Annotated in this window: 21 protein-coding genes and 2 tRNA genes; 16 read left to right on the top strand and 7 right to left on the bottom strand. The window is 64.8% G+C overall.

Annotation, left to right across the window (positions count from 1 at the left end; translation table 11 throughout):
• Nucleotides 1-31: 31 nt before the first annotated feature.
• Nucleotides 32-1,018, bottom strand: coding sequence for a DUF808 domain-containing protein (locus AC1DWU_RS08105; protein WP_477149463.1), 987 nt, complete (start codon nucleotides 1,016-1,018; stop codon nucleotides 32-34).
• Nucleotides 1,019-1,136: 118 nt separating this feature from the next.
• Here AC1DWU_RS08105 and AC1DWU_RS08100 point away from each other — a divergent pair, with 118 nt between their 5' ends.
• Nucleotides 1,137-1,805: a spermine/spermidine synthase domain-containing protein gene (locus tag AC1DWU_RS08100; protein WP_477149462.1), complete on the top strand. Its 669-nt coding sequence runs from the start codon at nucleotides 1,137-1,139 to the stop codon at nucleotides 1,803-1,805.
• 21 nt (nucleotides 1,806-1,826) lie between these two features.
• Here AC1DWU_RS08100 and AC1DWU_RS08095 read toward each other — a convergent pair whose 3' ends face one another.
• From AC1DWU_RS08095 to AC1DWU_RS08085, 3 genes are all read right to left on the bottom strand, one after another.
• Entirely contained in the window at nucleotides 1,827-2,423 is a 597-nt protein-coding gene (locus AC1DWU_RS08095) for a nucleotidyltransferase domain-containing protein (protein WP_477149461.1), read from the bottom strand.
• Nucleotides 2,424-2,523: 100 nt separating this feature from the next.
• A complete protein-coding gene (gene glnA, locus AC1DWU_RS08090) occupies nucleotides 2,524-3,933 on the bottom strand; it encodes a type I glutamate--ammonia ligase (protein WP_477149460.1) in 1,410 nt (469 codons plus the stop codon).
• Between the two features lie 49 nt (nucleotides 3,934-3,982).
• Nucleotides 3,983-4,321 (bottom strand): P-II family nitrogen regulator, encoded by a 339-nt coding sequence (locus AC1DWU_RS08085; protein WP_046105125.1) that lies wholly within the window; start codon nucleotides 4,319-4,321, stop codon nucleotides 3,983-3,985.
• A gap of 244 nt (nucleotides 4,322-4,565) precedes the next feature.
• Between AC1DWU_RS08085 and AC1DWU_RS08080 the strand changes: the two genes are divergently transcribed.
• From AC1DWU_RS08080 to AC1DWU_RS08060, 5 genes are all read left to right on the top strand, one after another.
• Nucleotides 4,566-5,087, top strand: coding sequence for a GrpB family protein (locus tag AC1DWU_RS08080; RefSeq protein WP_477149459.1), 522 nt, complete (start codon nucleotides 4,566-4,568; stop codon nucleotides 5,085-5,087).
• Nucleotides 5,088-5,166: 79 nt separating this feature from the next.
• A tRNA-Leu gene (locus AC1DWU_RS08075) sits at nucleotides 5,167-5,251 on the top strand.
• A gap of 53 nt (nucleotides 5,252-5,304) precedes the next feature.
• On the top strand, nucleotides 5,305-6,684 hold the full coding sequence (gene tig / locus AC1DWU_RS08070) for a trigger factor (protein ID WP_477149458.1): 1,380 nt from the start codon (nucleotides 5,305-5,307) through the stop codon (nucleotides 6,682-6,684).
• An 82-nt stretch (nucleotides 6,685-6,766) separates the two neighbouring features.
• Nucleotides 6,767-8,248: an NAD(P)H-hydrate dehydratase gene (locus tag AC1DWU_RS08065; RefSeq protein WP_477149457.1), complete on the top strand. Its 1,482-nt coding sequence runs from the start codon at nucleotides 6,767-6,769 to the stop codon at nucleotides 8,246-8,248.
• A 64-nt stretch (nucleotides 8,249-8,312) separates the two neighbouring features.
• Complete coding sequence (locus AC1DWU_RS08060; protein WP_477149456.1) at nucleotides 8,313-8,522, top strand: hypothetical protein; 210 nt, start codon at nucleotides 8,313-8,315, stop codon at nucleotides 8,520-8,522.
• Between the two features lie 3 nt (nucleotides 8,523-8,525).
• Here AC1DWU_RS08060 and AC1DWU_RS08055 read toward each other — a convergent pair whose 3' ends face one another.
• Nucleotides 8,526-9,767, bottom strand: coding sequence for a cytochrome P450 (locus AC1DWU_RS08055; RefSeq protein WP_477149455.1), 1,242 nt, complete (start codon nucleotides 9,765-9,767; stop codon nucleotides 8,526-8,528).
• A 146-nt stretch (nucleotides 9,768-9,913) separates the two neighbouring features.
• On the opposite strand from AC1DWU_RS08055, the gene AC1DWU_RS08050 reads away from it, so the two are divergent.
• The 6 genes from AC1DWU_RS08050 to cysK all read left to right on the top strand — a co-directional run bounded on the left by AC1DWU_RS08050 (nucleotide 9,914) and on the right by cysK (nucleotide 15,451).
• Entirely contained in the window at nucleotides 9,914-10,144 is a 231-nt protein-coding gene (locus AC1DWU_RS08050) for a hypothetical protein (RefSeq protein ID WP_477149454.1), read from the top strand.
• 181 nt (nucleotides 10,145-10,325) lie between these two features.
• Nucleotides 10,326-10,949, top strand: a complete 624-nt coding sequence (locus AC1DWU_RS08045; RefSeq protein ID WP_477149453.1) for an ATP-dependent Clp protease proteolytic subunit — start codon at nucleotides 10,326-10,328, stop codon at nucleotides 10,947-10,949.
• 175 nt (nucleotides 10,950-11,124) lie between these two features.
• Complete coding sequence (clpX, locus tag AC1DWU_RS08040; RefSeq protein ID WP_477149452.1) at nucleotides 11,125-12,405, top strand: ATP-dependent Clp protease ATP-binding subunit ClpX; 1,281 nt, start codon at nucleotides 11,125-11,127, stop codon at nucleotides 12,403-12,405.
• 98 nt (nucleotides 12,406-12,503) lie between these two features.
• The gene (locus AC1DWU_RS08035; protein WP_477149451.1) at nucleotides 12,504-13,349 is read left to right on the top strand and encodes a patatin-like phospholipase family protein; all 846 of its coding nucleotides are present in this window, start codon (nucleotides 12,504-12,506) and stop codon (nucleotides 13,347-13,349) included.
• The gene (locus tag AC1DWU_RS08030; protein WP_477149450.1) at nucleotides 13,346-14,299 is read left to right on the top strand and encodes a small ribosomal subunit Rsm22 family protein; all 954 of its coding nucleotides are present in this window, start codon (nucleotides 13,346-13,348) and stop codon (nucleotides 14,297-14,299) included. Before AC1DWU_RS08035 ends, AC1DWU_RS08030 begins: the two co-directional genes overlap by 4 nt.
• A 96-nt stretch (nucleotides 14,300-14,395) precedes the next feature.
• Entirely contained in the window at nucleotides 14,396-15,451 is a 1,056-nt protein-coding gene (cysK, locus tag AC1DWU_RS08025; protein ID WP_477149449.1) for a cysteine synthase A, read from the top strand.
• A 148-nt stretch (nucleotides 15,452-15,599) separates the two neighbouring features.
• Here the strand turns inward: cysK and AC1DWU_RS08020 are convergent, their stop codons facing one another.
• Nucleotides 15,600-16,685, bottom strand: coding sequence for a citrate synthase/methylcitrate synthase (locus AC1DWU_RS08020; protein ID WP_477149448.1), 1,086 nt, complete (start codon nucleotides 16,683-16,685; stop codon nucleotides 15,600-15,602).
• 88 nt (nucleotides 16,686-16,773) lie between these two features.
• Here AC1DWU_RS08020 and AC1DWU_RS08015 point away from each other — a divergent pair, with 88 nt between their 5' ends.
• The 4 genes from AC1DWU_RS08015 (at nucleotide 16,774) to AC1DWU_RS08000 (ending at nucleotide 22,526) form a co-directional block, all read left to right on the top strand.
• Nucleotides 16,774-17,910: a citrate synthase gene (locus AC1DWU_RS08015; protein ID WP_477149447.1), complete on the top strand. Its 1,137-nt coding sequence runs from the start codon at nucleotides 16,774-16,776 to the stop codon at nucleotides 17,908-17,910.
• Between the two features lie 225 nt (nucleotides 17,911-18,135).
• Nucleotides 18,136-20,580, top strand: a complete 2,445-nt coding sequence (gene lon, locus AC1DWU_RS08010; protein ID WP_477149446.1) for an endopeptidase La — start codon at nucleotides 18,136-18,138, stop codon at nucleotides 20,578-20,580.
• Nucleotides 20,581-20,896: 316 nt separating this feature from the next.
• Complete coding sequence (gene tet / locus AC1DWU_RS08005; RefSeq protein WP_477149445.1) at nucleotides 20,897-22,096, top strand: Tet(A)/Tet(B)/Tet(C) family tetracycline efflux MFS transporter; 1,200 nt, start codon at nucleotides 20,897-20,899, stop codon at nucleotides 22,094-22,096.
• Between the two features lie 154 nt (nucleotides 22,097-22,250).
• Complete coding sequence (locus tag AC1DWU_RS08000) at nucleotides 22,251-22,526, top strand: HU family DNA-binding protein (RefSeq protein ID WP_477149444.1); 276 nt, start codon at nucleotides 22,251-22,253, stop codon at nucleotides 22,524-22,526.
• Between the two features lie 128 nt (nucleotides 22,527-22,654).
• On the opposite strand, the gene AC1DWU_RS07995 is transcribed toward AC1DWU_RS08000, so the two are convergent.
• Nucleotides 22,655-22,730: transfer RNA gene (locus tag AC1DWU_RS07995), tRNA-Val, on the bottom strand.
• Nucleotides 22,731-22,772: the final 42 nt, after the last annotated feature.

Here is a 22,772-nt window from a genome sequence, read left to right as displayed (position 1 = left end):
GGGCCCAACTGGGCCCCTTTGCTCGTCTCGATCAGGTGGAAGGCTGGCGGCGGAAGATGCCGCGGATCGCCTTCCATGCAGGCGCGATGGCAAAACTGGCGACCGGGATGAGCAGCAGTCCCAGCAGCAGGCCGAAAACAAGGTCGGCGACGATGACGGCCAGTTCCGTCGCCAGCTCCGCAAACGCCGGCAGCAGCTCTGCCGCGCCATGGGCGATCCCCTCGATCAGATGGTCGAGCTGGTCGAGGCCGAAGCCGGCGAGGCCGTGGACGACGATGCCGCCGCCCACCCAGATCATCGCCGCGGTGCCGACGACGCTGAGGAACTGCATGATCCACGGCATGGCAACAAGAATGCCGCGGCCGAAGGCCCGGCCGCCGCGCGTCAGGCCCTTCCGGGCCAGGGCTAGGCCGATATCGTCGGCTTTGACAATCAGCGCCACCGCGCCATAGACCAGCAGCGTGATGCCGATGCCGACCACGGCGAGGACCAGCGCCTGCTCCCAGAACGGCATCTCCGGCAGCGCGGCCAGCGCAATGGTCATGATCTCGGCCGAGAGGATGAAATCGGTCTGGATGGCGCCCGCGACGCGCTCGTTCTCCAGCGATCTTGGCTCGTTCGCCGGCTGCTCCAGGTCGGCTTCGAGCGCGTGCGCCTCGTGCGGAAGTACCGCCTCGTAGACCTTCTCGGCGCCTTCGTAGCAGAGATAGGCGCCGCCGATCATCAGCAGCGGGGTGATGAGCCAGGGTGCGAAGAAGCTCAGCGCCAGCGCCGCGGGAAGCAGGATCAGCAGCTTGTTGCGGACCGAGCCGACGGCGATCTTCCATACGATCGGCAACTCGCGATTGGCCTCGAACCCGGTGACGTAGTTGGGCGTCACCGCCGTATCGTCGATCACCGCGCCAGCGGCCTTCAGTCCGGCCTTGGCGGCCTGTCCCGCGACGTCGTCGATCGAGGCCGCCGCCACCTTGGCTAGCGCCGTCACGTCGTCGAGCAGTCCGAGCAGGCCGATACTCATGTCGAATCCCCATTGTTGGCGTTCAGCATGCCAGCCCCCGAGCACCGAGCAAACAGGTGGGGCTGTCATCAACGCGGCGACAGCGCTAAAGCTGCCGGCCACTCACAAGGAGACTGCTGTGCTGCCGTGGATTGAGCTGGGTCGGGCGAAGGTGCCGGGGGGCGATGAGTTCCGGCTGATGCAGCGCGGCCAGGAGTTCACTATCTTCGCCGGGACGATCGGGCTGATGAGCAGCCGGCTGAGCGGCTCCGAGGAAGTGATGGCGACGATTGCCGCCGAGCGCATCGGCGGCCGGCCGAAAGCGCGAGTGCTGATCGGCGGGCTCGGCATGGGTTTTACCCTGCGCGCGGCGCTTCAGGCGTTTCGGTCGGACGTGGAGCTGGTGGTTGCCGAGCTGGTGCCGGAGATCGTCACCTGGGCCCGCGGGCCGCTGGCCACCATCCACGGCGACAGTCTCGACGATCCGCGCGTGACGCTGCGGCAGGGTGACGTCGGCGGCGTCATGGCCGGCGACGCGCAGAAGTTCGATGCCATCCTGCTCGATGTCGACAATGGCCCCGAAGGCCTATCGCGCCCCGGCAATGACCGGCTCTACAGCCACGGTGGCATCGCCGCCGCCAAGGCAGCGCTGCGGCCCGGCGGGATGCTCGCGGTATGGTCGGTGGCCCCGGACGCGCATTTCACCAAGCGGCTGCAGCAATCGGGGATGAAGGTCGAGGAACTGAAAGCCCGCGCGCACGGCGGCAAGGGCGCGCGGCACGTGATCTGGGTGGCGACGAGGGCGTAGCCGGCTCGGCCTAACCTGACGTCAGCGCGCGACGATAGCCTCAAGCGTCGCCAGGAACGCCGGGTGAGCCATGGCGACCGCGGAACGCAGCCAGCTGATGGCGTCGGCGTTGAGGTGCGGTAGGCAGCGGCGCAGATCCTCGAGATCCTTCGGGCGGGGTTCCTTACACTTGTAGAGGAGCTGAATCTCGGGAGCGATGATGGGGAACCCCAGCGTGGAGGTCGTGAAAGTCGATTGGATCGGTCGCTGGATGGTTGGTTCGCGTCGATAGGCCCAGGCGTCATCCCGTTGGGATTCGGCGACGATTTCGAAGTCCCACAGAAGCTCGCCGACCCGGCGCAGCCAGAGACTGAATGGCGGTGCGGGCAGAGGTTCGCCGGTCCGGTACGGCGTCAGCTGCTTGTTGCGGGCAATGGCGATTTCAAAGCCCTGAAGCGAGGGCAGGAGCCTTGCCAGGTCGGTGTGGAAGCAGGCGATCTCGATGTCAGAGTGCTCGCGGGTGGTCTCGCCAAGCCACAGGTCGAGCGCCCAGCCGCCGGCAATTGCCCACGGCACACTGGCGCCAGAGAGCCAACCGGCAAGTTCCTGGGGTGAGGTTTGGCGCCAGCGGCTCGACATCGGAGCTCCAGAGCGATCGAAGGCGGATCGATAGCGCTGCGCCAGAAAAGAAGAAAGGGCCCCCGAGGGAGCCCTTTCAATTCGTCGATCGTGTCGGCGATTACGCCGAGTAGTACATCTCGTACTCGACCGGGTGCGGGGTGTGCTCGAACTTGATCACTTCCGTCATCTTCAGCTCGATATAGCTGTCGATCTGGTCGTCGTCGAACACGCCACCGGCCTTGAGGAAGTCGCGGTCCTTGTCGAGGCTCTCGAGCGCCTCGCGGAGCGAGCCGCAAACGGTCGGGATCTGCTTCAGTTCTTCCTTGGGCAGCTCGTACAGATCCTTGTCCATCGGGTCGCCCGGGTGGATCTTGTTCTTGATGCCGTCGAGGCCGGCCATCAGCATCGCGGCGAAGCCGAGATACGGGTTGGCCAGCGGATCGGGGAAGCGCACTTCGACGCGCTTGGCCTTCGGCGACTGGCCGAAGGGGATACGGCAGGAAGCCGAACGGTTGCGCGCCGAGTAGGCGAGCAGCACGGGGGCTTCGAAGCCGGGCACCAGGCGCTTGTACGAGTTGGTGGTCGGGTTGGTGAAGGCGTTGATGGCCTTGGCGTGCTTGATGATGCCGCCGATGTAGTAGAGCGCGTCCATCGACAGGCCGGCGTACTGGTCACCGGCGAAGAGGGGCTTGCCGTCCTTCCAGATCGACTGGTGGCAGTGCATGCCCGAGCCGTTGTCGCCATAGACCGGCTTCGGCATGAAGGTGGCCGTCTTGCCGTAGGCCTGGGCGACCTGCTGGATCACGTACTTGTAGATCTGGACCGAGTCTGCCGCCTTGATGATCGGGCAGAACTTGATGCCGAGTTCGTGCTGGGCCGAGGCCACTTCGTGGTGGTGCTTTTCGATCGGAACGCCCATCGCGCCCATTGCTGCCAGCATCTCGCCGCGGATATCCTGCGCGCTGTCGAGCGGCGGAACCGGGAAGTAGCCCTTCTTCAGCGCGATGTGGTGGCCGGTGTTGCCCGACTCGTACTCGGTGTCGTTGTTGGTCGGCAGTTCGGTCGAGTCGACCGAGAAGCCCACCTTGTAGGTGGTGTTCGAGTAGCGGACGTCGTCGAAGATGAAGAATTCGGGCTCGGGGCCGAAATAGACCGAGTCACCGATCCCCAGCTCCTTCACGTACGCCTCGGCCTTCTTGGCCGTGGTGCGCGGGTCGCGGGAATAGGGCTGGTAGGTCAGGGGCTCGAGAATGTCGCAGTTGATGGCGAGGGTCGAGGCGCCGAAGAACGGGTCCATGTAGGCCGAGTTCGGATCGGGCATCAGCACCATGTCCGACTCGTTGATGGCCTTCCAGCCGGCGATCGACGAGCCGTCGAACATCGTGCCTTCTTCGAACAGGTCTTCGTCGACCATGGTCTGGTCGAAGGTCACGTGCTGCAGCTTGCCGCGCATGTCGGTGAAGCGCAGGTCGACGTACTTGATATCCTCATCTTTGATGCGCTTGAGGATGTCGGCTCCAGTGGTCATTCAGTTCCCCTGTGTAAGGCTGGGTTGATGTAGGCGGGCGTGGCGCGTCTCAGAGCGCGTCGTCGCCGAATTCGCCGGTGCGGATGCGGATAGCCTGTTCGATCGAATAGACGAAGATCTTTCCGTCGCCGATGCGACCGGTTTGCGCAGCCGTGCGGATCGCTTCGATCGCTTTTTCGGCGAGGTCGTCGGGGCACACTACCTCGACCTTCACCTTGGGCAGGAAGTCGACGACATATTCCGCGCCCCGGTAGAGCTCGGTATGTCCCTTCTGACGGCCGAAACCCTTGGCTTCGGTGACGGTGATACCCTGCAGACCAACTTCCTGCAGCGCTTCCTTCACTTCGTCGAGCTTGAACGGCTTTACGATAGCCTCGATCTTCTTCATTCAGGCCTCCAACAGGCACCGGTCGGGTGCCGCTCGGTTGTATGCAGGGTCCGTGCCAGCTCGCCGGCGGGCAAGAAAACCTTGCCAAAATAAGCGCCTACGACGAACATCTGATCCTGCAGGCGAGGCGTCATTGCAGGCGCATGCACAAAAGATGTGCATCGCGCCGCTGGTTTGTTCATTTCGGTGTTCGGAACGAGCGAACGGACAGTGACAAAGATCGGTTTGCAGCGAAAGTGGGCAAATGCTCGGGCTGAAGAACGGTACGAACGCGCTGGTCGACTACGATCCGGATTGGCCGGCTGAGTTCGAGCGCGAACGCAACCGCCTCGCCTCAGCGCTCGCCGGCGTGGCCATCGGCATCGAGCACTACGGCTCCACCGCGGTCCCGGGCATGCGCGCCAAGCCGATCCTCGACATTCTCGTCGGCGTAGCGCCACTCGAGAACTGGCAGCTCGGCCACGATCCGTTGCTGGCCCTTGGTTACGACTACGCCGAGAACGCCGGCGTCCCCGGACACTACATCTTCGGTCGAGGCCGCGACGCGACCGAGCGGACTCACCTGGTCCACGTTGTCGAACACCTCGGCCACTCCTGGCGCACCAACCTGGCATTCCGCGACGCGCTGCGCGCCGATACCGATCTTCGCGACGCGTACGCAGAAGAGAAGGAACGAGCGGTCGCCGCAGCGCCGGTTGGCCGCGGTAGATACAATGAGCTGAAGGGCGCATTCATCGCGGCCGCCAAGGCGCGACTGGAGCGGTAGTACCCCGCACTCCACCTCTCCCTTTGACCTTCCCCAATTCTTCACATATATGCACCCGACCCGGCCGACGGGGCACCTTGCGGGTGTGGCGGAACTGGTAGACGCACTGGATTTAGGTTCCAGCGCCGCAAGGCGTGGAGGTTCGAGCCCTCTCACCCGCACCAGCCGCCACCCGCACCCCGGCCACACGAAATTGAAAAGTTAACGGGATACCCCAATGCAGGTCACAGAAACCCTCAACGAGGGCCTCAAGCGCAAACTTTCCCTGGTCATCCCGAAGAAGGATCTCAGCGAGCGGCTGGATGCGCGGCTCGACGAGCTGAAGGGCACTGCGAACATCAAGGGTTTCCGCCCCGGCAAGGTGCCGACCGCGCACCTGAAGAAGGTCTATGGCCGTTCGGCGATGTCGGAAGTGCTGTCCGACGCGATCAACTCGACGGTCTCCAAGACCCTCGACGACCGCTCCGAGCGCGCCGCCACGCAGCCCAAGGTCGACCTGCCGGAAGACCAGGACGTGATCAACAAGGTGCTGGACGGCGATGCCGACCTGAACTTTGACGTCAGCTACGAAGTGCTGCCGCCGGTGACCCTGATGGACTTCAAGACCCTCGCGGTCGACAAGCCGGTCGTCGAGCTCGACGAGAAGGACGTGGACACCGAAGTGCAGCGCGTCTTCGCGCAGCAGCGCGGCTATGAGGAAAAGGGCGAGGACGGCGTCGTCGAGAACGGCGATCGTCTCGGTCTCTCGTTCAAGGGCACTATCAAGGGCGAGGCTTTCGCCGGCGGCTCGGCCGACCACGCGCACCTGACCGTCGGTTCGGGCGAGTTCATCCCGGGCTTCGAAGAGCAGCTCGTGGGCATGAAGAAGAACGAGACCAAGACCGTCAAGGTCACGTTCCCCAAGGACTACGCGCAGGACGAACTGGCCGGCAAGAAGGCCGACTTCGAAGTCACCATCCTCCACATCGATGGCCCCAAGGCCGGTGAGCTCAACGACGAGTTCGCCAAGTCGCTCGGCCTCGAGAACGTCGAGGGCCTGCGCAACGCCGTGAAGGACCAGATGAAGGCGGCGCTCGACTCCATGGGTCGCCAGGCGATCAAGCGCCAGATTCTGGACCAGCTCGACGAAGGCCACAAGTTCGCCGTTCCCGAGCAGCTGGTGGAAGCCGAGTTCAACACCATCTGGCAGCGCGTCGTCCACGAGGTCGAGCACCACGGCAAGTCCTTCGAAGACGAGGGCACGACCGAGGAAGCCGCCAAGGAACAGTACCAGAAGATCGCCGAGCGCCGCGTGCGCCTGGGTCTGGTGGTCGCCGAGATCGGCAACCAGAACAAGGTCGAGGTCACCGAGGACGAGCACCAGCAGGCGCTGATCGCCGAAGTGCGCCGCTTCCCGGGCCAGGAACAGCAGGTCTACGATTACTACCGCAAGAACCCGCAGGCCCTCGCTGGCCTCCGCGCGCCGGTGTTCGAGAACAAGGTGGTGGATTTCGTCACCGAGCTCGCCAAGAAGACCGACAAGCCGATGACCCGCGCCGAGCTGAGCAAGATCATCGCTTCGGACGAGGACGAGGTTCCGGAGGAGCACCACCACTAAGCTGGTGCGCTCCAATCACAAGTTCAGGGCCGCCCTTCGGGGCGGCCTTTTTGTTTTCGGCGGGCGCGGCTAGGGTCGGCGCATGACTAGCGAACACGTCCTCCTTACGCCAGCCGAAATGGGTCGCGCCGATGCGCTGGCGGTCGCATCGGGCATCCAGTCGTTCAAGCTGATGGAGGCGGCGGGCAACGCTGTCGCCGATGTGGTGCAGGAGCGCTATCCCGAGGGTCAGGTGCTGATCCTTTGTGGGCCGGGCAACAATGGCGGCGATGGGTTCGTTGCCGGCAAGAAGCTCAAGGAACTCGGGCGCGAGGTTCGGGTGGCGCTGTTCGGCGAACGCGACCGGCTGAAGGGCGATGCGGCATTCTTCGCCGACCTGTGGAATACACAGATCCAGGCGGCCCGGCCAGATGGGCTGCGTGGCGCGAAGGTGATCGTCGATGCGCTGCTGGGTGCAGGGCTCGATCGGGACATCGAGGGCGGGCTGGCGGAGCTGATCGAGGCCGTGAACGGGATGCGCGTGCCGATCGTCGCGGTGGATGTGCCCTCGGGCATTGACGGGGCGAGCGGGCAGGTGCGCGGCGTCGCGGTTAAGGCCGATGTATCGGTGACGTTCTTCCGGCTGAAGCCGGGGCACCTGCTGCTGCCAGGCCGGGCGCGGTGCGGCGAGGTAGTGCTGAGCCAGATCGGCATTCCCGAGAGCGTGCTCGGCGACATCAGGCCGAACCTCAGCCGCAATGGCCCGGAGCTGTGGAGCCTGCCCAGGCTCGATCCCGAGGGCCACAAGTTTACTCGCGGCCACTGCGTGGTGATGTCCGGCGGACCGCTGCAGACCGGCGCCAGCCGGATGACGGCGATGGCGGCGCTGCGGACCGGGGCAGGGCTGGTGACGCTGGCGGGCGCACATTCGTCGCTGCTGATCCAGGCCAACCACGTCACGGCGATCATGCTGAAGCCAGTAGATGGGGCGGCGAGCCTGCAGCTGCTGCTACAGGATCAGCGGATCAACACAGTGGTGATCGGGCCCGCGGCGGGGTTGGGTGAGGCGACCAAGGCGAACGTGTCGGTCGTGCTGCAGAGCGATGCTGCCGTGGTGCTCGATGCCGACGCACTGACCAGCTTCAAGGATAGTCCGGAGGCGCTGTTTTCGGCGATCAAGGCCAAGCCCGAGCGGCCGGTGGTGATGACCCCGCACGAGGGCGAGTTCGAGCGGCTGTTCGGTAAGGTGGATGGTTCGAAGGTCGACCGGGCGCGCTCGGCGGCGCTGCGCTCCGGCGCCATCGTGGTGCTGAAGGGCAGCGACACGGTGGTCGCAGCGCCGGATGGTCACGCGGTGATCAACGACAATGCGCCGGCGATATTGGGCACGGCCGGCTCGGGCGACGTGCTGGCGGGCATCATCGCGGGGCTGTTGGCGCAGGGCATGAAGGGGTTCGACGCCGCGTGCGCCGGAGTGTGGATGCACGGCGAGGCGGGCAACCTTTGGGGTGGGCCGGGGCTGATTGCTGAGGACCTGCCGGGGTTGATCCCGGATGTCCTGAGGGAGCTAATGGGTGAGGCTTAGGCGCTGGGGATTTCTTGCGGCCGGGTCACTTACATTCGGCGCCGTTCTGACGGTGTTGGCCGGAATGGCGATGATCGCCAAGGGTGGCTCCCATGTCGAATACTGCCCGCGACTACCGGATCGGTACTGGATTCCGTGCATGCCGTCGTGGGAAGGGATCACGACAGCGATGCTGTTGACGGTGGGCTGGGGCGGGGTCGCGTTCGCCGTCGGGGCCGTGGCGCTGCTCTTGCTCGACCTTGCGAACTGGATTGGGCGGCGGATTCGACGCTGACGCCTACCAAGCCACCTCCAGCCGCTCCAACCCATGGAAGTGGTAGATGTTCTTGTACTGCGGCTCGGCGGCGAGCCGCAGCCCCGGCAGCCGCTCGAACAGCGTCTTCATCGCCACCTGCAGCTCGATCCGCGCCAGAGGCGCGCCGATGCAGAAGTGGATTCCGGCGCCGAAGCTGACATTGGCGCCATCCTTGCGGAACGGATCGAACCGGTTGGCCTCGGCGAAGCGGGCGGGGTCGCGGTTGGCGGCGCCAAGCATCAGGCCGATGGTCTCGCCCCGCTTGAAGCTCAGGCCGTTGTCGAGCGTCACATCCTGCAGCGCGTAGCGGGTGAACATATGGAGCGGCGCGTCGAAGCGAACACACTCTTCAACCGTGGCTTCGGTCTGGTCCTCGCCCGCGAACAGCGCCTTGCGGTCGAGGTCGCTCTCGAGGATCGCCTTCACGCCATTGCCGGTCGTGTGGACGGTCGCCTCGTGCCCGGCGTTGAGCAGCAGGATAGTGGTGGAGATCACCTCGTCCTCGGTCAGCCTCTCGCCGTCGATCTCGGTGGTCAGCATGTGGGTGAGGAGGTCCTCCCTCGGCTGCCGGCGGCGCTCAGCGATCATCTGGCGCACGTAGTCCATAAATTCGATCGAGGCTTGGTTGGCGTCGAGCTCGGTCTCGTGGGTGACGCCGAACATGTACATGGCGACCATGCGGTTCGACCAGTCGACCAGTTGCATCGCCATGTCGGCGGGGAGGCCAATCATCTCGGTGATGACAATGGCCGGCACCGGCGCCGCGAAGGCCCGGAGTAGCTCGACGTGGCCGTCGGCCTCAAAACCGTCGATCAGCTCATTGGCCAGCCGCTCGATGCGCGGGCGCAACTGCTCGACGTTGCGCGAGACGAACGCGCGGTTGACCAGCGCCCGCAGCCGGGTGTGAGCGGGCGGCTCGAGGTTGAGGAGTGTGTATTTCTCGGTCTGGTCGAAGGCGGCGGTGTGCGCCTTGGGCGGCGCCATGCCGAGCTGCTCGCGGCTCATCAGGTGGAGGATCTGCCGGCCGAAGCGCTTGTCACGGAGCAGTGCGCTCACGTCCTTGAAGCCGGCAAAGCACCAGTGCCCGTAATTATCCCAGAAGAAGGCGGGCGAGGCCGCGTGCACCGCGTCGTAGAAGGCATAGGGGTCGCGGTAGAAGGCGAGTTCGCGCGGCTGGGCGTTGGCGTGGCGGTCGGTGAGGATGAAGGGAGCGGCTACGGACAAGGATTGAACCTGCTGAAACGGAAACTGACAGCCATGCTATAGGGCGATCCGGCCCGACGGGAAGCCGTCAGGGGTAGCGGAAACAACTTGCCGCAGCGGAAAAACCGGCTAAACGCCTCGCCAGACACCCATTGGAGTTCGAGCCCGTGAGCGACCTCACCCTGACCGAAGCGATCGACAACATCTACACCTCGCTGCGCGAGAACAACGCCGATATCGACGTCCACATCGCGGCGCTGAAGGCGGCGATGGCCAAGGAAGGCGCCAAGGAAGCCGTGTTCGATCCGGCCAAGCTCGCGCAAAACAACCGCCAGGGCCGCAAGACCATGCAGTCCTACTTCAAGAAGCGCGGCGTCGTGGTGAGCTTCGCGGCATAGCCGCCCCACCGGACTGCCTCCCCATCCGGGCAGCTTCCCTCGATCCCTCGGGTTGCGCGAATATGGGACTATTGCGGCCTGCCACATTGGCGCCTATCTGTCGCTTTACCGCCCGTTAAGCGGGCATCGCCTGAAGTCGGCCGCGAGCGCTGATTCTTCCTTCAAAGGGGCAAATCTCCAAATGAGAGATCCGGTCGATACCTTCTACAACTACCTCGTGCCCACCGTGGTCGAGCAGACGACGCGCGGCGAGCGCGCTTTCGACATCTATTCGCGCCTGCTCAAGGAGCGCATCATCTTCGTGACCGGCCAGGTCGAAGACCAGATGGCGTCCCTGATTGCGGCGCAGCTGCTGTTCCTCGAGTCGGAAAATCCGAAGAAGGAAATCAGCCTCTACATCAACTCGCCCGGCGGCGTCGTGACCTCCGGTCTCGGCATCTACGACACCATGCAGTTCATTCGCCCGCCGGTGGCGACGCTGTGCATCGGGCAGGCGGCTTCGATGGGCTCGCTCCTCCTCGCCGGCGGCGAGAAGGGTCTTCGCGCGGCCCTGCCGAATGCTTCGATCATGGTGCACCAGCCGTCCGGCGGCTATCAGGGCCAAGCGACCGACATCCTGATCCACGCCCAGTTCACCGAGAAACTGAAGCGCCGGCTCAACGAAATCTACGTCAAGCATACCGGCCAGGACTACGACGCCATTCACAACGCGCTCGAGCGTGACCGTTTCCTCAGCCCCGAAGAGGCCAAGGAATTCGGCATCATCGACTCGATCTTCGAAAAGCGGGCTGCGCCCGACGCGTGATGGAGGTTTTACCTATTAAGGTGAATCTCAACGTCCTACGCGAGTGTGACACTTGTGTGATTGTGTGGGTCCCGGCTGGCCGTTAAGGTCGGTCGGGCTTACATTTTGTTTAGGTATCCGGGGCTAGCGTTCTTCTCTAGCCGGGATGGGAGCCCGAACTCCCAGGAGTGACAGGATGTCCAAGGACACGACCAGCGGCGAATCTTCCAAAAACACGCTGTACTGCTCGTTCTGCGGGAAATCGCAGCACGAGGTCAGGAAGCTGATCGCCGGGCCGACCGTCTTCATTTGCGATGAATGCGTCGAGCTGTGCATGGACATCATCCGCGAGGAAAACAAAACCTCGATGGTGAAGTCCTCGGACGGCGTCCCGACGCCGGCCGAAATCTGCAAGGTGCTGGACGACTACGTGATCGGCCAGTTCCGTGCCAAGCGGGTGCTGAGCGTCGCGGTGCACAACCACTACAAGCGGCTGCACCACGCCACCAAGAACCAGGACATCGAGCTTTCGAAGTCGAACATCCTGCTGATCGGCCCGACCGGTACCGGCAAGACGCTGCTTGCGCAGACGTTGGCCCGTATCCTCGACGTGCCGTTCACCATGGCCGATGCGACGACGCTGACCGAAGCCGGTTATGTCGGCGAGGACGTCGAGAACATCATCCTCAAGCTGCTGCAGGCCGCCGACTACAATGTCGAGAAGGCCCAGCGCGGCATCGTCTATATCGACGAAGTCGACAAGATCAGCCGCAAGTCGGACAACCCGTCGATCACCCGCGACGTGTCGGGCGAGGGCGTGCAGCAGGCCTTGCTGAAGATCATGGAAGGGACCGTCGCTTCCGTTCCGCCACAGGGCGGCCGCAAGCATCCGCAGCAGGAATTCCTGCAGGTGGATACGACGAACATCCTGTTCATCTGCGGCGGCGCGTTTGCCGGCCTCGAGCGCATCATCGCGGCACGCTCCGAAGGCTCGGGCATCGGCTTCTCCGCCGTGGTCAAGGATCCAAAGGACCGTCGCGTCGGTGACGTGCTGAAGGAAGTGGCGCCGGAAGACCTGGTGAAGTTCGGGCTGATCCCCGAGTTCATCGGCCGTCTGCCGATCCTCGCCACGCTCGAGGATCTCGACGAGCCTGCGCTGATCGAAATCCTGACCGCGCCGAAGAACGCGCTGGTCCGGCAGTATCAGCGGCTGTTCTCGATGGAAGAGGTCGAGCTGACCTTCCACGAGGATGCGCTCAAGGCCATCGCCAAGCATGCCATCGAGCGCAAGACCGGCGCCCGCGGCCTCCGCTCGATCCTCGAAGGCATCCTGCTCGACACGATGTACGAGCTCCCGTCGCTGGAAGGCGTCGAGGAAGTGGTGATCAGCGAGGAAGTGGTGAACGGCAAGGACGTCCGTCCGCTGTACATCTACGCCGAGCGCAAGAAGGAAGAGGCGCTGTCCACCAGCGCTTGACCCTTCTCGACACAGAATCGAAGGCCTCGCCGCTCATCCGGCGGGGCCTTTTCTTTTTGGACTGGGCGGTCGCATAAGGGCGCCGTGGAGGGTGAGCGATGCGGATCGGTGTGGCACTCGGCAGCGGCGCGGCGCGCGGCCTGGCCCATATCCCGTATATCGAGGCGATGGACGAGCTGGGGCTGAAGCCTTCGGTGATCGCCGGATCGTCGATCGGCGCACTGATCGGATCGGGTTGGGCCAACGGCATGAGCGGAGCGGAGCTGCGCGAGCATGCCTACAGCGTGCTGGGCAGCGTGCAGCAGATCGCCACGACCTTGTGGAACCGCAACCGGCCGAACCTCAAGCGGCTGATGGCCTCGGGGCTCTCGGTGCAGGTCAACTCCGAGGGGATCGCGAATGCCTTCCTGCCCGAGGGCTTCCCCGACGATTTCGCCGAGCTGAAGGTGCCGTTCTATGTCGTCGCGACCGACTTCTACGCCTGGAAGGAGGTCGTGTTCGACAGCGGCCCGCTGCGGCCGGCGATCGCGGCCTCGATGGCGATACCGAGCCTGTTCCGGCCGGTCAGCCTCAACGGCCGCTACTTCATCGATGGTGGGGTGAGCAACCCGTTGCCGCTGGGGCACATCGCAGGCAGGTGCGATGTGCTTATCGGCATCGACGTGCACCGAACCCCGGAACTGCTCGATCCGACGCGCGAGCCGAGCATTACCGATGCCGCAGTGGTGGCGACGGATATCATGTCGCAGAAGCTAGTGGACGCAACGGTGCTGCAGCACCCGCCGGATGTCTACGTGCGCGCCGAGGTTGGGCCGTTCAGCGGCCGCGAGTTCTGGCGGGTGCGCGAGATCGTCGACAACGCCGAGCGAGACAAGGATCGCTTCAAGCGGGCGGTCAGCGATGCGCTGCTGGCCTACGGCGTGCGCAAAGGCGGGCGCCGGTGACCGACCTGCCAGCCGAATTGACTGCTGCCGTTCGCCGCCTTGCCGAGGGGCGGAAGGGCCTCGGCGACAGCTCGACCCGGATATCCGAGCACTACCGTCAACGCGGCGCCTCACGGCAGGTGATCGGTGGCGCCGATGACGCCATCGCCTATGCGCTGAGCCGGATGCCGGCAACCTACGCCGCCGTTTCGGCCGTGCTCGCTGAGCTCAAGGCGCGTGCTCCCGACTTCGCCCCGCGAACGCTGCTCGACGCGGGGGCAGGGCCCGGAACGGCCGGCTGGGCGGTCGTCGAGGCGTTCGAGGACGTCGCATCCACGCTCATGGATCACAACCAGGCCTTTCTCGCCTTGGCCGAGACCCTGGCGGAGGGATCGGCTCTCGCCGGAGCGGCTCTGGTGGAGGCCGACCTGTCGCGTTTCGAGCAGCAGACCCTATACGACCTCGTTACTTGTGCCTATGCCCTGACCGAACTGCCGGATGCCGAGATACTGGCCGCAGCCGAGCGGCTCTGGCGGCATTGCGATGGCGTCCTCGCGGTCATCGAGCCCGGCCGGCCGCGCGACTACCAGCGGCTGATGGCGGTGCGCCAGCGGCTGATTGAGCTCGGGGGCAGAGTGCTGGCACCGTGTCCGCACGAAGCGCCGTGCCCGCTGGTAGAGCCCGACTGGTGCCATTTCTCGGTCCGGCTCAGCCGAACGCGCGATCATATGCGGATGAAGGGCGGCACGCTCGGCTACGAGGACGAGAAGTTCAGCTATCTGATCCTCGCCCGCAACGGCATCGGGACCCCGGCGAGGGGCCGCGTGCTGCGCCGGCCGGAGGAGAACAAGTTTTCGGTGGCGCTGTCCGTGTGTGCCCCGGAGGGACTCGAGGCCCGCGTCGTGCCGAGCCGGGACAAGCCGGCATTCAAGGCGGCGAAGAAGCTCGACTGGGGCGATGCCATCGGCTGACAGGTCGTCGGCTGAATTCCGTACCATAGGTTCACTTGTCGCGGTCCTGTGACGCGCGTAGGCTTCAATTGAAGCGGGGAAGCAAGAGGACGAACCATGAAATTCAAAGACATTCTGGGCACGATCGGCAACACGCCGGTGGTCCGGATCAACAAACTCGGTCCCAAGAACGTCAAGCTCTACGTCAAGGTCGAGGCCTTCAATCCGCTCGGCTCGGTGAAAGACCGTCTCGCACTTGGCGTCATTGAGGCGGCCGAGAAATCCGGCGCGCTGAAGCCGGGCCAGACCGTCATCGAAGCCACCAGCGGCAATACCGGCATCGGTCTCGCCATGGTGTGCGCTGCCAAGGGCTATCCGCTGGTGGTGACCATGGCCGAGAGCTTTTCGGTCGAGCGCCGCAAGCTCATGCGCTTCCTCGGGGCCAAGGTGGTGCTGACGCCAGCCGCCGAGCGCGCCAACGGCATGATCCGCAAGGCCGAGTCGCTGGCCGAGGCGAATGGCTGGTTCCAGACCCGCCAGTTCGAGAACGAAGCCAACCCCGACATGCATTCGCGGACTACGGCCCAGGAAATCCTCCGCGATTTCGCCGATGAGAAGCTCGACTACTGGGTCACCGGCTTTGGCACCGGCGGCACGCTGACCGGCGTCGGCCGGGTGCTGCGCGACAAGATGCCGAACACCAAGATCATCGTCGCCGAGCCCGAAGGCGCGCCGATGCTGACCAGCGGCGAGGGCCAGGAGCGCCGGGCCGACCACGCTGCCACCGGCAGCCATTCCGCCTGGAAGCCGCATCCGTTCCAGGGCTGGAGCCCGGACTTCATCCCGTGGATCACCAACGAGGCGGTCACCGAGAAGCTGTTCGACCAGGTGCTGACCATCGCCGGCCCCGACGGCATGAAGTGCTCGATGGACCTGGCGCAGAAGGAAGGCATCTTCGTCGGCATCACCGCCGGCGCCACCTTCGCAGCGGCCCTGAAGGTCGCAGAAAGCGCGCCGGACGGCTCGACCATCCTCGCGATGCTCCCCGACACGGGCGAGCGCTACCTGTCGACGCCGCTGTTCGCCGACGTTCCGGCCGAGATGACGCCGGAAGAAGAAGCGATTTCAGTCTCGACCCCGGGCCAGCAACTGCCGCCGAAGGTGGCAGCTTAAGAGCTTGGACTGCCCCTCACCCCGCCCTTTGGGCACCCCTCTCCGCCAAGGGGAGAGGGGGAGGCGAGGGGCCCCGCTCCACAACGCCCCTCTCCCGTACGGGAGAGGGTGGCTCGCCGAAGCCGAGACGGGTGGGGGCAGTAGAGAACTAAGCAGCCACCCTCGGCACCGGTCCGACATAGAGCGACTTCGGCCGGATAAGCCGGCCGTTCGCGGCTTCTTCCTTGGCGTGGGCGATCCAGCCGCCGATGCGGCTTGCCGCAAAAATCGCCGTGAAAGTCTCGCGCGGGAAGCCAAGGGCCTCGAGCAGCAAAGCCGGGTAGAACTCGACATTCGTCGCCAGCACGCGGCCGGGCTTGTGGCGCTTGAGCGCCGCCAGCGCTTCGGCCTCTACATGTCCGGCCAGCGCGATGCGTGTGGTATCGACGGCGCCCGACTGGGCCAACCGGTCGAGCGCGGCTTTCAGCGCATCGGCCCGCGGATCGCGGACGCGATAGATGCGGTGGCCAAAACCCATCAACCGGCGACCGCTGGCGAGCTCGTTCTCGATCCAGGCCGCGGCGTTCTCAGGCTTGCCGACCGCATCGAGCATGTCGAGCACCGGCCCCAGCGCCCCACCGTGCCGCGGCCCCTTGAGGGCCCCGAGTGCCGCGAGGGACGACGAGTTGAGCCCTGCAAGCGTCGAAGCCACCACGCGCGCCGCGAAGGTGGACGCGTTGAGGCCGTGATCGGCGACGGTGACGAGATAGGCGTCGAGTGCCGCGGCCATGGCAGGCGCCGGCTTGGCGCCGCCAAGCATGGCGAGCATGTCGGCAGCATGGCCCAGCGAGGCATCTGGCGCGTGCAGTGGCTTGCCGGCCTGCAGCCGGATCAGGGCCGGTAACAGAACCGCCGGAGCGGCCGTGAGCAGCAGCGCCGTGTCGAGATCAGTGCCGTCGGGCAGGCGCGCCATGAGCGCGCGGACGCCGTCATAGACCGGCCGGCCGGCAAGGAACGGCAACTCGCGTTCGAGCGTGCGGAAGACTTCGCTCCGCGCCTTCGCGAGCGGCGGCGCCAGGTCCTGGGGCAGGTCGGGGAAAAACCCGTCCCAGAGCAGCGACAGCACCTCCTCGTAGCTCGCCCGGCCGGTTAGCGCGTCCAGCGGCTGGCCGCGGATGATCAGTCGCCCCGCCAGCCCGTCCACGTCCGAGAGGACGGTTTCGGCTGCGACGACGTCTTCGAGTCCATTGCTCATGTGAGCCTCCTTGGCTGTTTGCAAAGGAAGGTAGGCGCGCTAACATTGACGTCAATCTTGATCATATGGATCAATGTCAGGGGGCAACATGTGGCTCAATGCAACAGAGGCGCTGGCCCGGCTCGGTTCGAAGCCGCAGTCGCTCTACGCCAATGTCAGCCGCGGCCGGATCCGGGCGAAGCCTGACCCCCAGGATACCCGCCGCAGCCTCTATCGTGAGGAAGACGTGGAGCGCCTGGCATCGCGGGCCCGGGGCCGCCGCAGCACGGCGACAGTCGCTTCCGAAGCGATCAGCTGGGGTGATCCGGTGCTGCCCTCCGCCGTCTCCACCGTCAGTGGCGGCCGCCTGTATTATCGCGGCGTTGATGCAGCCGAACTGTCGGCGACAGCTACGCTGGAGGACGTCGCGACCCTCCTATGGCAGGGCCCCTGCGAGCTTCACGACACCTCATCCTCCGCCCCGACCGATGCTCCAATGAATGCGGCCTTTGCTGAACTTGCCCTGCGCGCGGCGTCTGACCCACCCAGCTACGGCCGTTTTCCAGCCGAGTTACGTGGGGAGGCCGGAACGGTTCTCGCCAGCCTTGCCGACGCCATGCTCGGCAGCGGGGCAGGGCTGCTGCATCAGCGACTCGCGCAATATCTCGGTCGTCCCTCGGCGGCTGATGCCCTGCGTCGGGCCCTGGTGCTGCTGGCTGATCACGAGCTCAACACCTCGACCTTCGCAGCGCGGGTCACCGTTTCCACAGGTTCGTCGCTGGCCGCCGGCGCGTTGGCCGGCCTCGCAGCGCTCAGCGGCCCGCTGCACGGCGATGCCGCGTCCGCGGTGCTGGCGCTCGCCGCCGATATCGGCGCCGACCCGCGCCGCGCGACCCGCGCCCTGCGCGAGTGGCTGGACGAAGGGCGCGTCGTTCCCGGGTTCGGGCACCGGCTCTATCCGGGCGGGGACATCAGGTGCGCGGCGTTGCTGGCCGCCATCGAGGCGCCGCCGATATTTCACGCCCTTGAAACCGCAGCAGAACGCCTGATCGGCGATCGGCCCAACGTCGACTTTGCCCTCGCCGCGCTGAGTGTCGCCTACGACTTGCCGCGCCATGCGCCGGCCACCATCTTTGCCCTGGCGCGGTCGGTTGGCTGGCTGGCGCATATGCTGGAACAGGCGGCTGCCGGGCAGTTGATCCGGCCACGGGCGCGCTATGTCGGGCCAGCGCTGCAGACCGTCTAGTCCCGCGACAACGTGCCCTTCGCTGATGCAGCGGCAGCACACAGTGGCGCCGCATTGCAGGCATACCCGTCATTACGGGTAGGTTGACTTGCCCTTTGCTGAGGGCGCCCTATTTAATCAGCAGAATCAGGCTCGCCGCCCATCGTGGGGACCGGCCCGATTGCTAGACGGGCGCGGGCTCGCGCTTCCCTCCCTTTGAGCCCTGCGCCCAGGAAAGGACCAAATATGTCGGACGTTACCCAAGGCGGCGCCGGAATCGATCGCGATCGGGTTTACCCGGTGCTGCCGCTACGCGATATCGTTGTCTTTCCGGGCATGATCGTGCCGCTCTTCGTCGGCCGCGAAAAGTCGGTGAAGGCGCTCGAAGAAGTGATGCGCGACGACAAGCACATCCTCGTCGTCACCCAGAAGAATGCCCAGGACGACGATCCGTCGCCTGAAGAGATTTATGCCACCGGCACCATCGCCTCGGTGCTGCAGCTGCTGAAGCTGCCCGACGGCACCGTCAAGGTGCTGGTCGAAGGCCTGCGCCGCGCCAAGATCGACCAGTACCTGCAGACCGTCGATTACTTCGAAGCCGAAGCCACGACGCTGCCGGAGCCCGAGGAAGACGAGACCGAACTCGAGGCGATGGCGCGTTCCGCCCAGTCCGAGTTCGAGAACTACGTCAAGCTCAACAAGAAGATCTCGGCCGAGGTGGTCAACGCCGTCAGCCAGATCACCAACCATTCCAAGCTTGCCGACACAATCGCCAGCCACCTGGTGATCAAGATCGAGCAGAAGGAAGAGCTGCTGGGCACCGTTTCGGTGAGCGAGCGGCTGCAGAAGATTCTCGGCCTGATGGAAGGCGAGATCGGCGTCCTGCAGGTGGAGAAGCGCATCCGCAGCCGCGTCAAGCGGCAGATGGAGAAGACGCAGCGTGAGTACTATCTCAACGAGCAGATGAAGGCGATCCAGCGCGAGCTGGGCGACGGCGAGGAAGGCTCGAACGAGCTGACCGAGCTCGAAGAGAAGATCAAGAAGACCAAGCTTTCCAAGGAAGCCCGCACCAAGGCCGACGCCGAGCTCAAGAAGCTCAAGACGATGAGCCCGATGTCGGCGGAAGCGACGGTCGTCCGCAACTATCTCGATTGGCTGCTGACGCTCCCGTGGGGCAAGAAGAGCAAGGTCAAGCGCGACCTGGTCTACGCCGAGCAGGTGCTGGACGAGGATCACTACGGCCTCGAGAAGGTCAAGGAGCGCATCCTCGAGTACCTGGCGGTGCAGTCCCGCACCGGCAAGCTCAAGGGCCCGATCCTCTGCCTCGTCGGCCCTCCGGGCGTCGGCAAGACCTCGCTTGGCAAGTCGATTGCCAAGGCGACCGGCCGTGAGTTCGTGCGCATGGCACTCGGTGGCGTCCGCGACGAGGCCGAGATCCGTGGCCATCGCCGTACCTATATCGGCTCCATGCCCGGCAAGGTGATCCAGTCGCTCAAGAAGGCGGGCAAGTCCAATCCGCTGTTCCTGCTCGACGAGATCGACAAGATGGGCCAGGACTTCCGTGGCGATCCGTCGTCGGCGCTGCTCGAAGTGCTCGATCCGGAGCAGAACCACACGTTCGCCGACCACTATCTGGAGGTCGACTATGACCTCTCGGACGTGATGTTCGTCACCACCTCGAACACGCTCAACATCCCCGGCCCGCTGATGGACCGCATGGAGATCATTCGCCTCTCGGGTTACACCGAGGAGGAGAAGTTCGAGATCGCCCGGCGCCACCTGATCCCGGAGACGCTGAAGGAAAACGGCCTGCAGCCCAAGGAATTCGTCATCGACGATGACCAGCTGATGGCCGTGGTCCGCAACTACACCCGTGAAGCCGGCGTCCGTAACCTGAAGCGCGAGCTGAGCAAGCTGATGCGGAAGGCCGTGCGCGACATCCTGGTCAAGAAGTCGACCAAGGTGGTCATCACTCCGGAGCTGCTCGAGGAATATCTCGGGCCGGCATTCTTCCGGAACGACAAGATCGATGCCGAGCCGCAGGTCGGCGCGGTGACGGGCCTCGCCTGGACTTCGGTCGGCGGCGAGATCCTGACGATCGAAGGCGTGATGACGCATGGCAAGGGCCGCATGACGGTGACCGGCAACCTCAAGGAAGTGATGAAGGAATCCATCACTGCCGCCTCGGGTTACGTTCGCTCGCGGGCTGTCGATCTCGGCATCAAGCCGCCTCTGTTCGACACGCGCGACATCCACCTGCACGTGCCGGAAGGCGCGACGCCGAAGGATGGACCGTCCGCCGGCATCGGCATGGCCACGGCGATCGTCTCGCTGATGACCGGTATTCCGGTGCGGCACGACATCGCGATGACCGGTGAGGTGACGCTGCGCGGCCGCGTGCTGCCGATCGGCGGGCTCAAGGAAAAGCTCCTTGCGGCGCTCCGCTCGGGCATCAAGACCGTGCTGATCCCCGAGGAGAACACGCGGGATCTCAAGGAGATTCCGAAGAACGTGACCGAGGGGATGGAGATCATCCCGGTGAGCCGGATGGACGAGGTGCTGAGCCGCGCACTGATCCGCCAGCCCGAGCCGATCGAATGGAAGTACGACGACGACAAGCCGGCGGCCGTAGTGCCGGTGGTCGACCCGACCGTCGACGGCGACGAAGCCGGCTCGAGCCTGCCGCACTAAGCGGGCTTGCAGTGATGAAAATGGAAACGGCGCCTCAGGGCGCCGTTTTCGTTTGTGGCAGGACCGGGGGTCGTCCAACTATCTCATCGTGGGTAGGGCTTCGATAGTGCCAGAACCACCAGCGGGCACCTCCCGGGGGAGGATGGGTGGGGGTGAGCAGAGCCGCGATCACGAGGTGACGCGTGAGAACCGCGTCGTCGATCAACCGGGCTGGCACAAGTTGGTACGGATCACCACTTTGGCATTTCATTTGCCAATGCAGACAAGAACGAATAAAGAACGCGCCCCGCGTATCGACCGGCTGGAGGGCCCCGAGTTGAACAAAGCACTTATCGTGATCCTGGCCGCCGTGACGCTAGGCGCCGTTGGCATCGGGCTGATCTTTCCGATTCTGCCGCGCCTGCTGGAGGACGTCACCCATACCGGTGAGGTGACGACACTGATCGGCATCATGCTGGCGCTGTATTCGGCGATGCAGTTCCTGTTCTCGCCGGTGCTGGGGGTGCTCAGCGACCGCTATGGCCGGCGCCCGGTGCTGCTGCTATCGCTGGCTGGTGCCGCCATCGACTACCTGATCATGGCATTTGCGCCCGAGCTCTGGATGCTGGTCCTGGGCCGCGCCATTGCCGGCGTCACCAGTGCGAACATGGCGGTGGCCACGGCCTATATCACCGACATTTCGGCCGAGGAGGAGCGCGCCAAGCGCTTCGGCTACTTCCACGCCATGTTCGGCATCGGCTTCATCATCGGGCCGGTGATCGGCGGCATTCTGGGCGACATATGGGTCCGGGCGCCGTTCCTCGTGGCGGCAGGCCTCAACGCGGTCAACTTCGCGCTGGCGCTGTTCGTGCTGCCGGAATCGCGCAAGGGCGACAGCTCCGCCAAGTTCGACTTCAAGACGCTGAACCCGTTCCGGCCGTTGGGCTGGGCGTTCAGCTTCACGGCGCTACTGCCGCTGATGGCCATCTTCGTGATCATGAATTTCGTCGGCACCATGTACGGCACCATCTGGGCGCTGTTCGGCCAGGACATGTTCCAGTGGAACGGCCTGATGATCGGGCTCTCGCTAGGGGCGTTCGGGCTCTTCCACGCCGGCGCGCAGGCCTTGCTCACCGGTCCGGTCGCGGCGCGGTTGGGCGAGCGTTGGGCGATGATTCTGGGCATGGCCTGCGAGCTCACCGCGCTGCTGATTCTGGGCTTCGCCACGCAGGGCTGGATCGTGTTCGCGCTGGCCCCGCTGTTCGCGCTCGGCGGCATCGGCATGCCGGCGCTGCAATCGCTCACCACAAAGCAGGTCGATGCCGACAACCAGGGCAAGCTTCAGGGCGTGCTCGCCAGTCTCGTCAGCCTCTCGGCAGTATTCGGCCCGCTATTCTTCTCGATGGTGTATTTCGCCCTCAAACCGACCTGGCCGGGGCTGATCTGGATCGTCGGGGGAGGCGTGTATTTGCTGGCTTTGCCGCTGCTTTTGGGCATCCGGAGAACGCCGCTCGCCACAGTAACGCCCGAAGGCTGACAAAGTTGAGCCTAAATTGACAGTTCATTAACAGAATTGCTGTGCCCAGCTTGCGGAAAAGCCCGGATTTCCTTGCGTTCCGAGCAGAATCGAAGAAGGGTCACGGCGTTTTGGTTCGCCTCAGAGGGCGGGCATCCCACAGTGAGGAAACGCTATGTCTAACAAGAACGATCTGATCGGCGTCGTCGCCGACAAGGCGGGCCTGACCAAGGCCCAGGCTGGGGAGGCTGTCGATGCCGTGTTTGACGCCGTCACCGCTTCGCTGAAGAAGGGCGAAGAAGTTCGCCTCGTCGGTTTCGGCACGTTTGCCGTTTCCAAGCGCAAGGCTTCGATCGGCCGCAACCCGGCAACGGGCGCCGAGATCAAGATCCCGGCCTCCAACCAGGCCAAGTTCAAGCCCGGCAAGGGCCTCAAGGACGCGATCAACTAAGATCGCGTTCCGGTCGACAAGACCACATGGCCCCGTGCGCTTGCCGCCGGGGCCATTTGCTTTTTGGGGCAGGGCGCTGAAGTTGGCTTGGTGCTGGCGCCAAGCGCATGTCGGTCATTCGAGGGGAATGGTGGGCGGTGACGGTCTCGAACCGCCGACCCTCTCGGTGTAAACGAGATGCTCTACCAACTGAGCTAACCGCCCGTCAGCGACGTGGTCGCGACGAAGGCGCACTAACTAGGGTTT

It is taken from the genome of Devosia sp. P2_G7, assembly GCF_056403495.1.
Note: the sequence above shows the minus strand (reverse complement) of the source record. Positions and strands in the feature narration are given on the sequence as shown.

Excerpts from the sequence above, each read along its gene's own strand:
- clpX (WP_477149452.1), top strand. The coding sequence starts at position 11,125 with ATGTCCAAGGACACGACCAGCGGCGAATCTTCCAAAAACACGCTGTAC.
- AC1DWU_RS08080 (WP_477149459.1), top strand. The coding sequence starts at position 4,566 with ATGCTCGGGCTGAAGAACGGTACGAACGCGCTGGTCGACTACGATCCG.
- AC1DWU_RS08095 (WP_477149461.1), bottom strand. The coding sequence starts at position 2,423 with ATGTCGAGCCGCTGGCGCCAAACCTCACCCCAGGAACTTGCCGGTTGG.
- AC1DWU_RS08085 (WP_046105125.1), bottom strand. The coding sequence starts at position 4,321 with ATGAAGAAGATCGAGGCTATCGTAAAGCCGTTCAAGCTCGACGAAGTG.
- AC1DWU_RS08020 (WP_477149448.1), bottom strand. The coding sequence starts at position 16,685 with ATGAGCAATGGACTCGAAGACGTCGTCGCAGCCGAAACCGTCCTCTCG.
- AC1DWU_RS08105 (WP_477149463.1), bottom strand. The coding sequence starts at position 1,018 with ATGAGTATCGGCCTGCTCGGACTGCTCGACGACGTGACGGCGCTAGCC.
- tig (WP_477149458.1), top strand. The coding sequence starts at position 5,305 with ATGCAGGTCACAGAAACCCTCAACGAGGGCCTCAAGCGCAAACTTTCC.
- AC1DWU_RS08045 (WP_477149453.1), top strand. The coding sequence starts at position 10,326 with ATGAGAGATCCGGTCGATACCTTCTACAACTACCTCGTGCCCACCGTG.
- AC1DWU_RS08000 (WP_477149444.1), top strand. The coding sequence starts at position 22,251 with ATGTCTAACAAGAACGATCTGATCGGCGTCGTCGCCGACAAGGCGGGC.
- AC1DWU_RS08060 (WP_477149456.1), top strand. The coding sequence starts at position 8,313 with ATGGCGATGATCGCCAAGGGTGGCTCCCATGTCGAATACTGCCCGCGA.
- AC1DWU_RS08065 (WP_477149457.1), top strand. The coding sequence starts at position 6,767 with ATGACTAGCGAACACGTCCTCCTTACGCCAGCCGAAATGGGTCGCGCC.
- lon (WP_477149446.1), top strand. The coding sequence starts at position 18,136 with ATGTCGGACGTTACCCAAGGCGGCGCCGGAATCGATCGCGATCGGGTT.
- AC1DWU_RS08015 (WP_477149447.1), top strand. The coding sequence starts at position 16,774 with ATGTGGCTCAATGCAACAGAGGCGCTGGCCCGGCTCGGTTCGAAGCCG.
- AC1DWU_RS08035 (WP_477149451.1), top strand. The coding sequence starts at position 12,504 with ATGCGGATCGGTGTGGCACTCGGCAGCGGCGCGGCGCGCGGCCTGGCC.
- cysK (WP_477149449.1), top strand. The coding sequence starts at position 14,396 with ATGAAATTCAAAGACATTCTGGGCACGATCGGCAACACGCCGGTGGTC.
- glnA (WP_477149460.1), bottom strand. The coding sequence starts at position 3,933 with ATGACCACTGGAGCCGACATCCTCAAGCGCATCAAAGATGAGGATATC.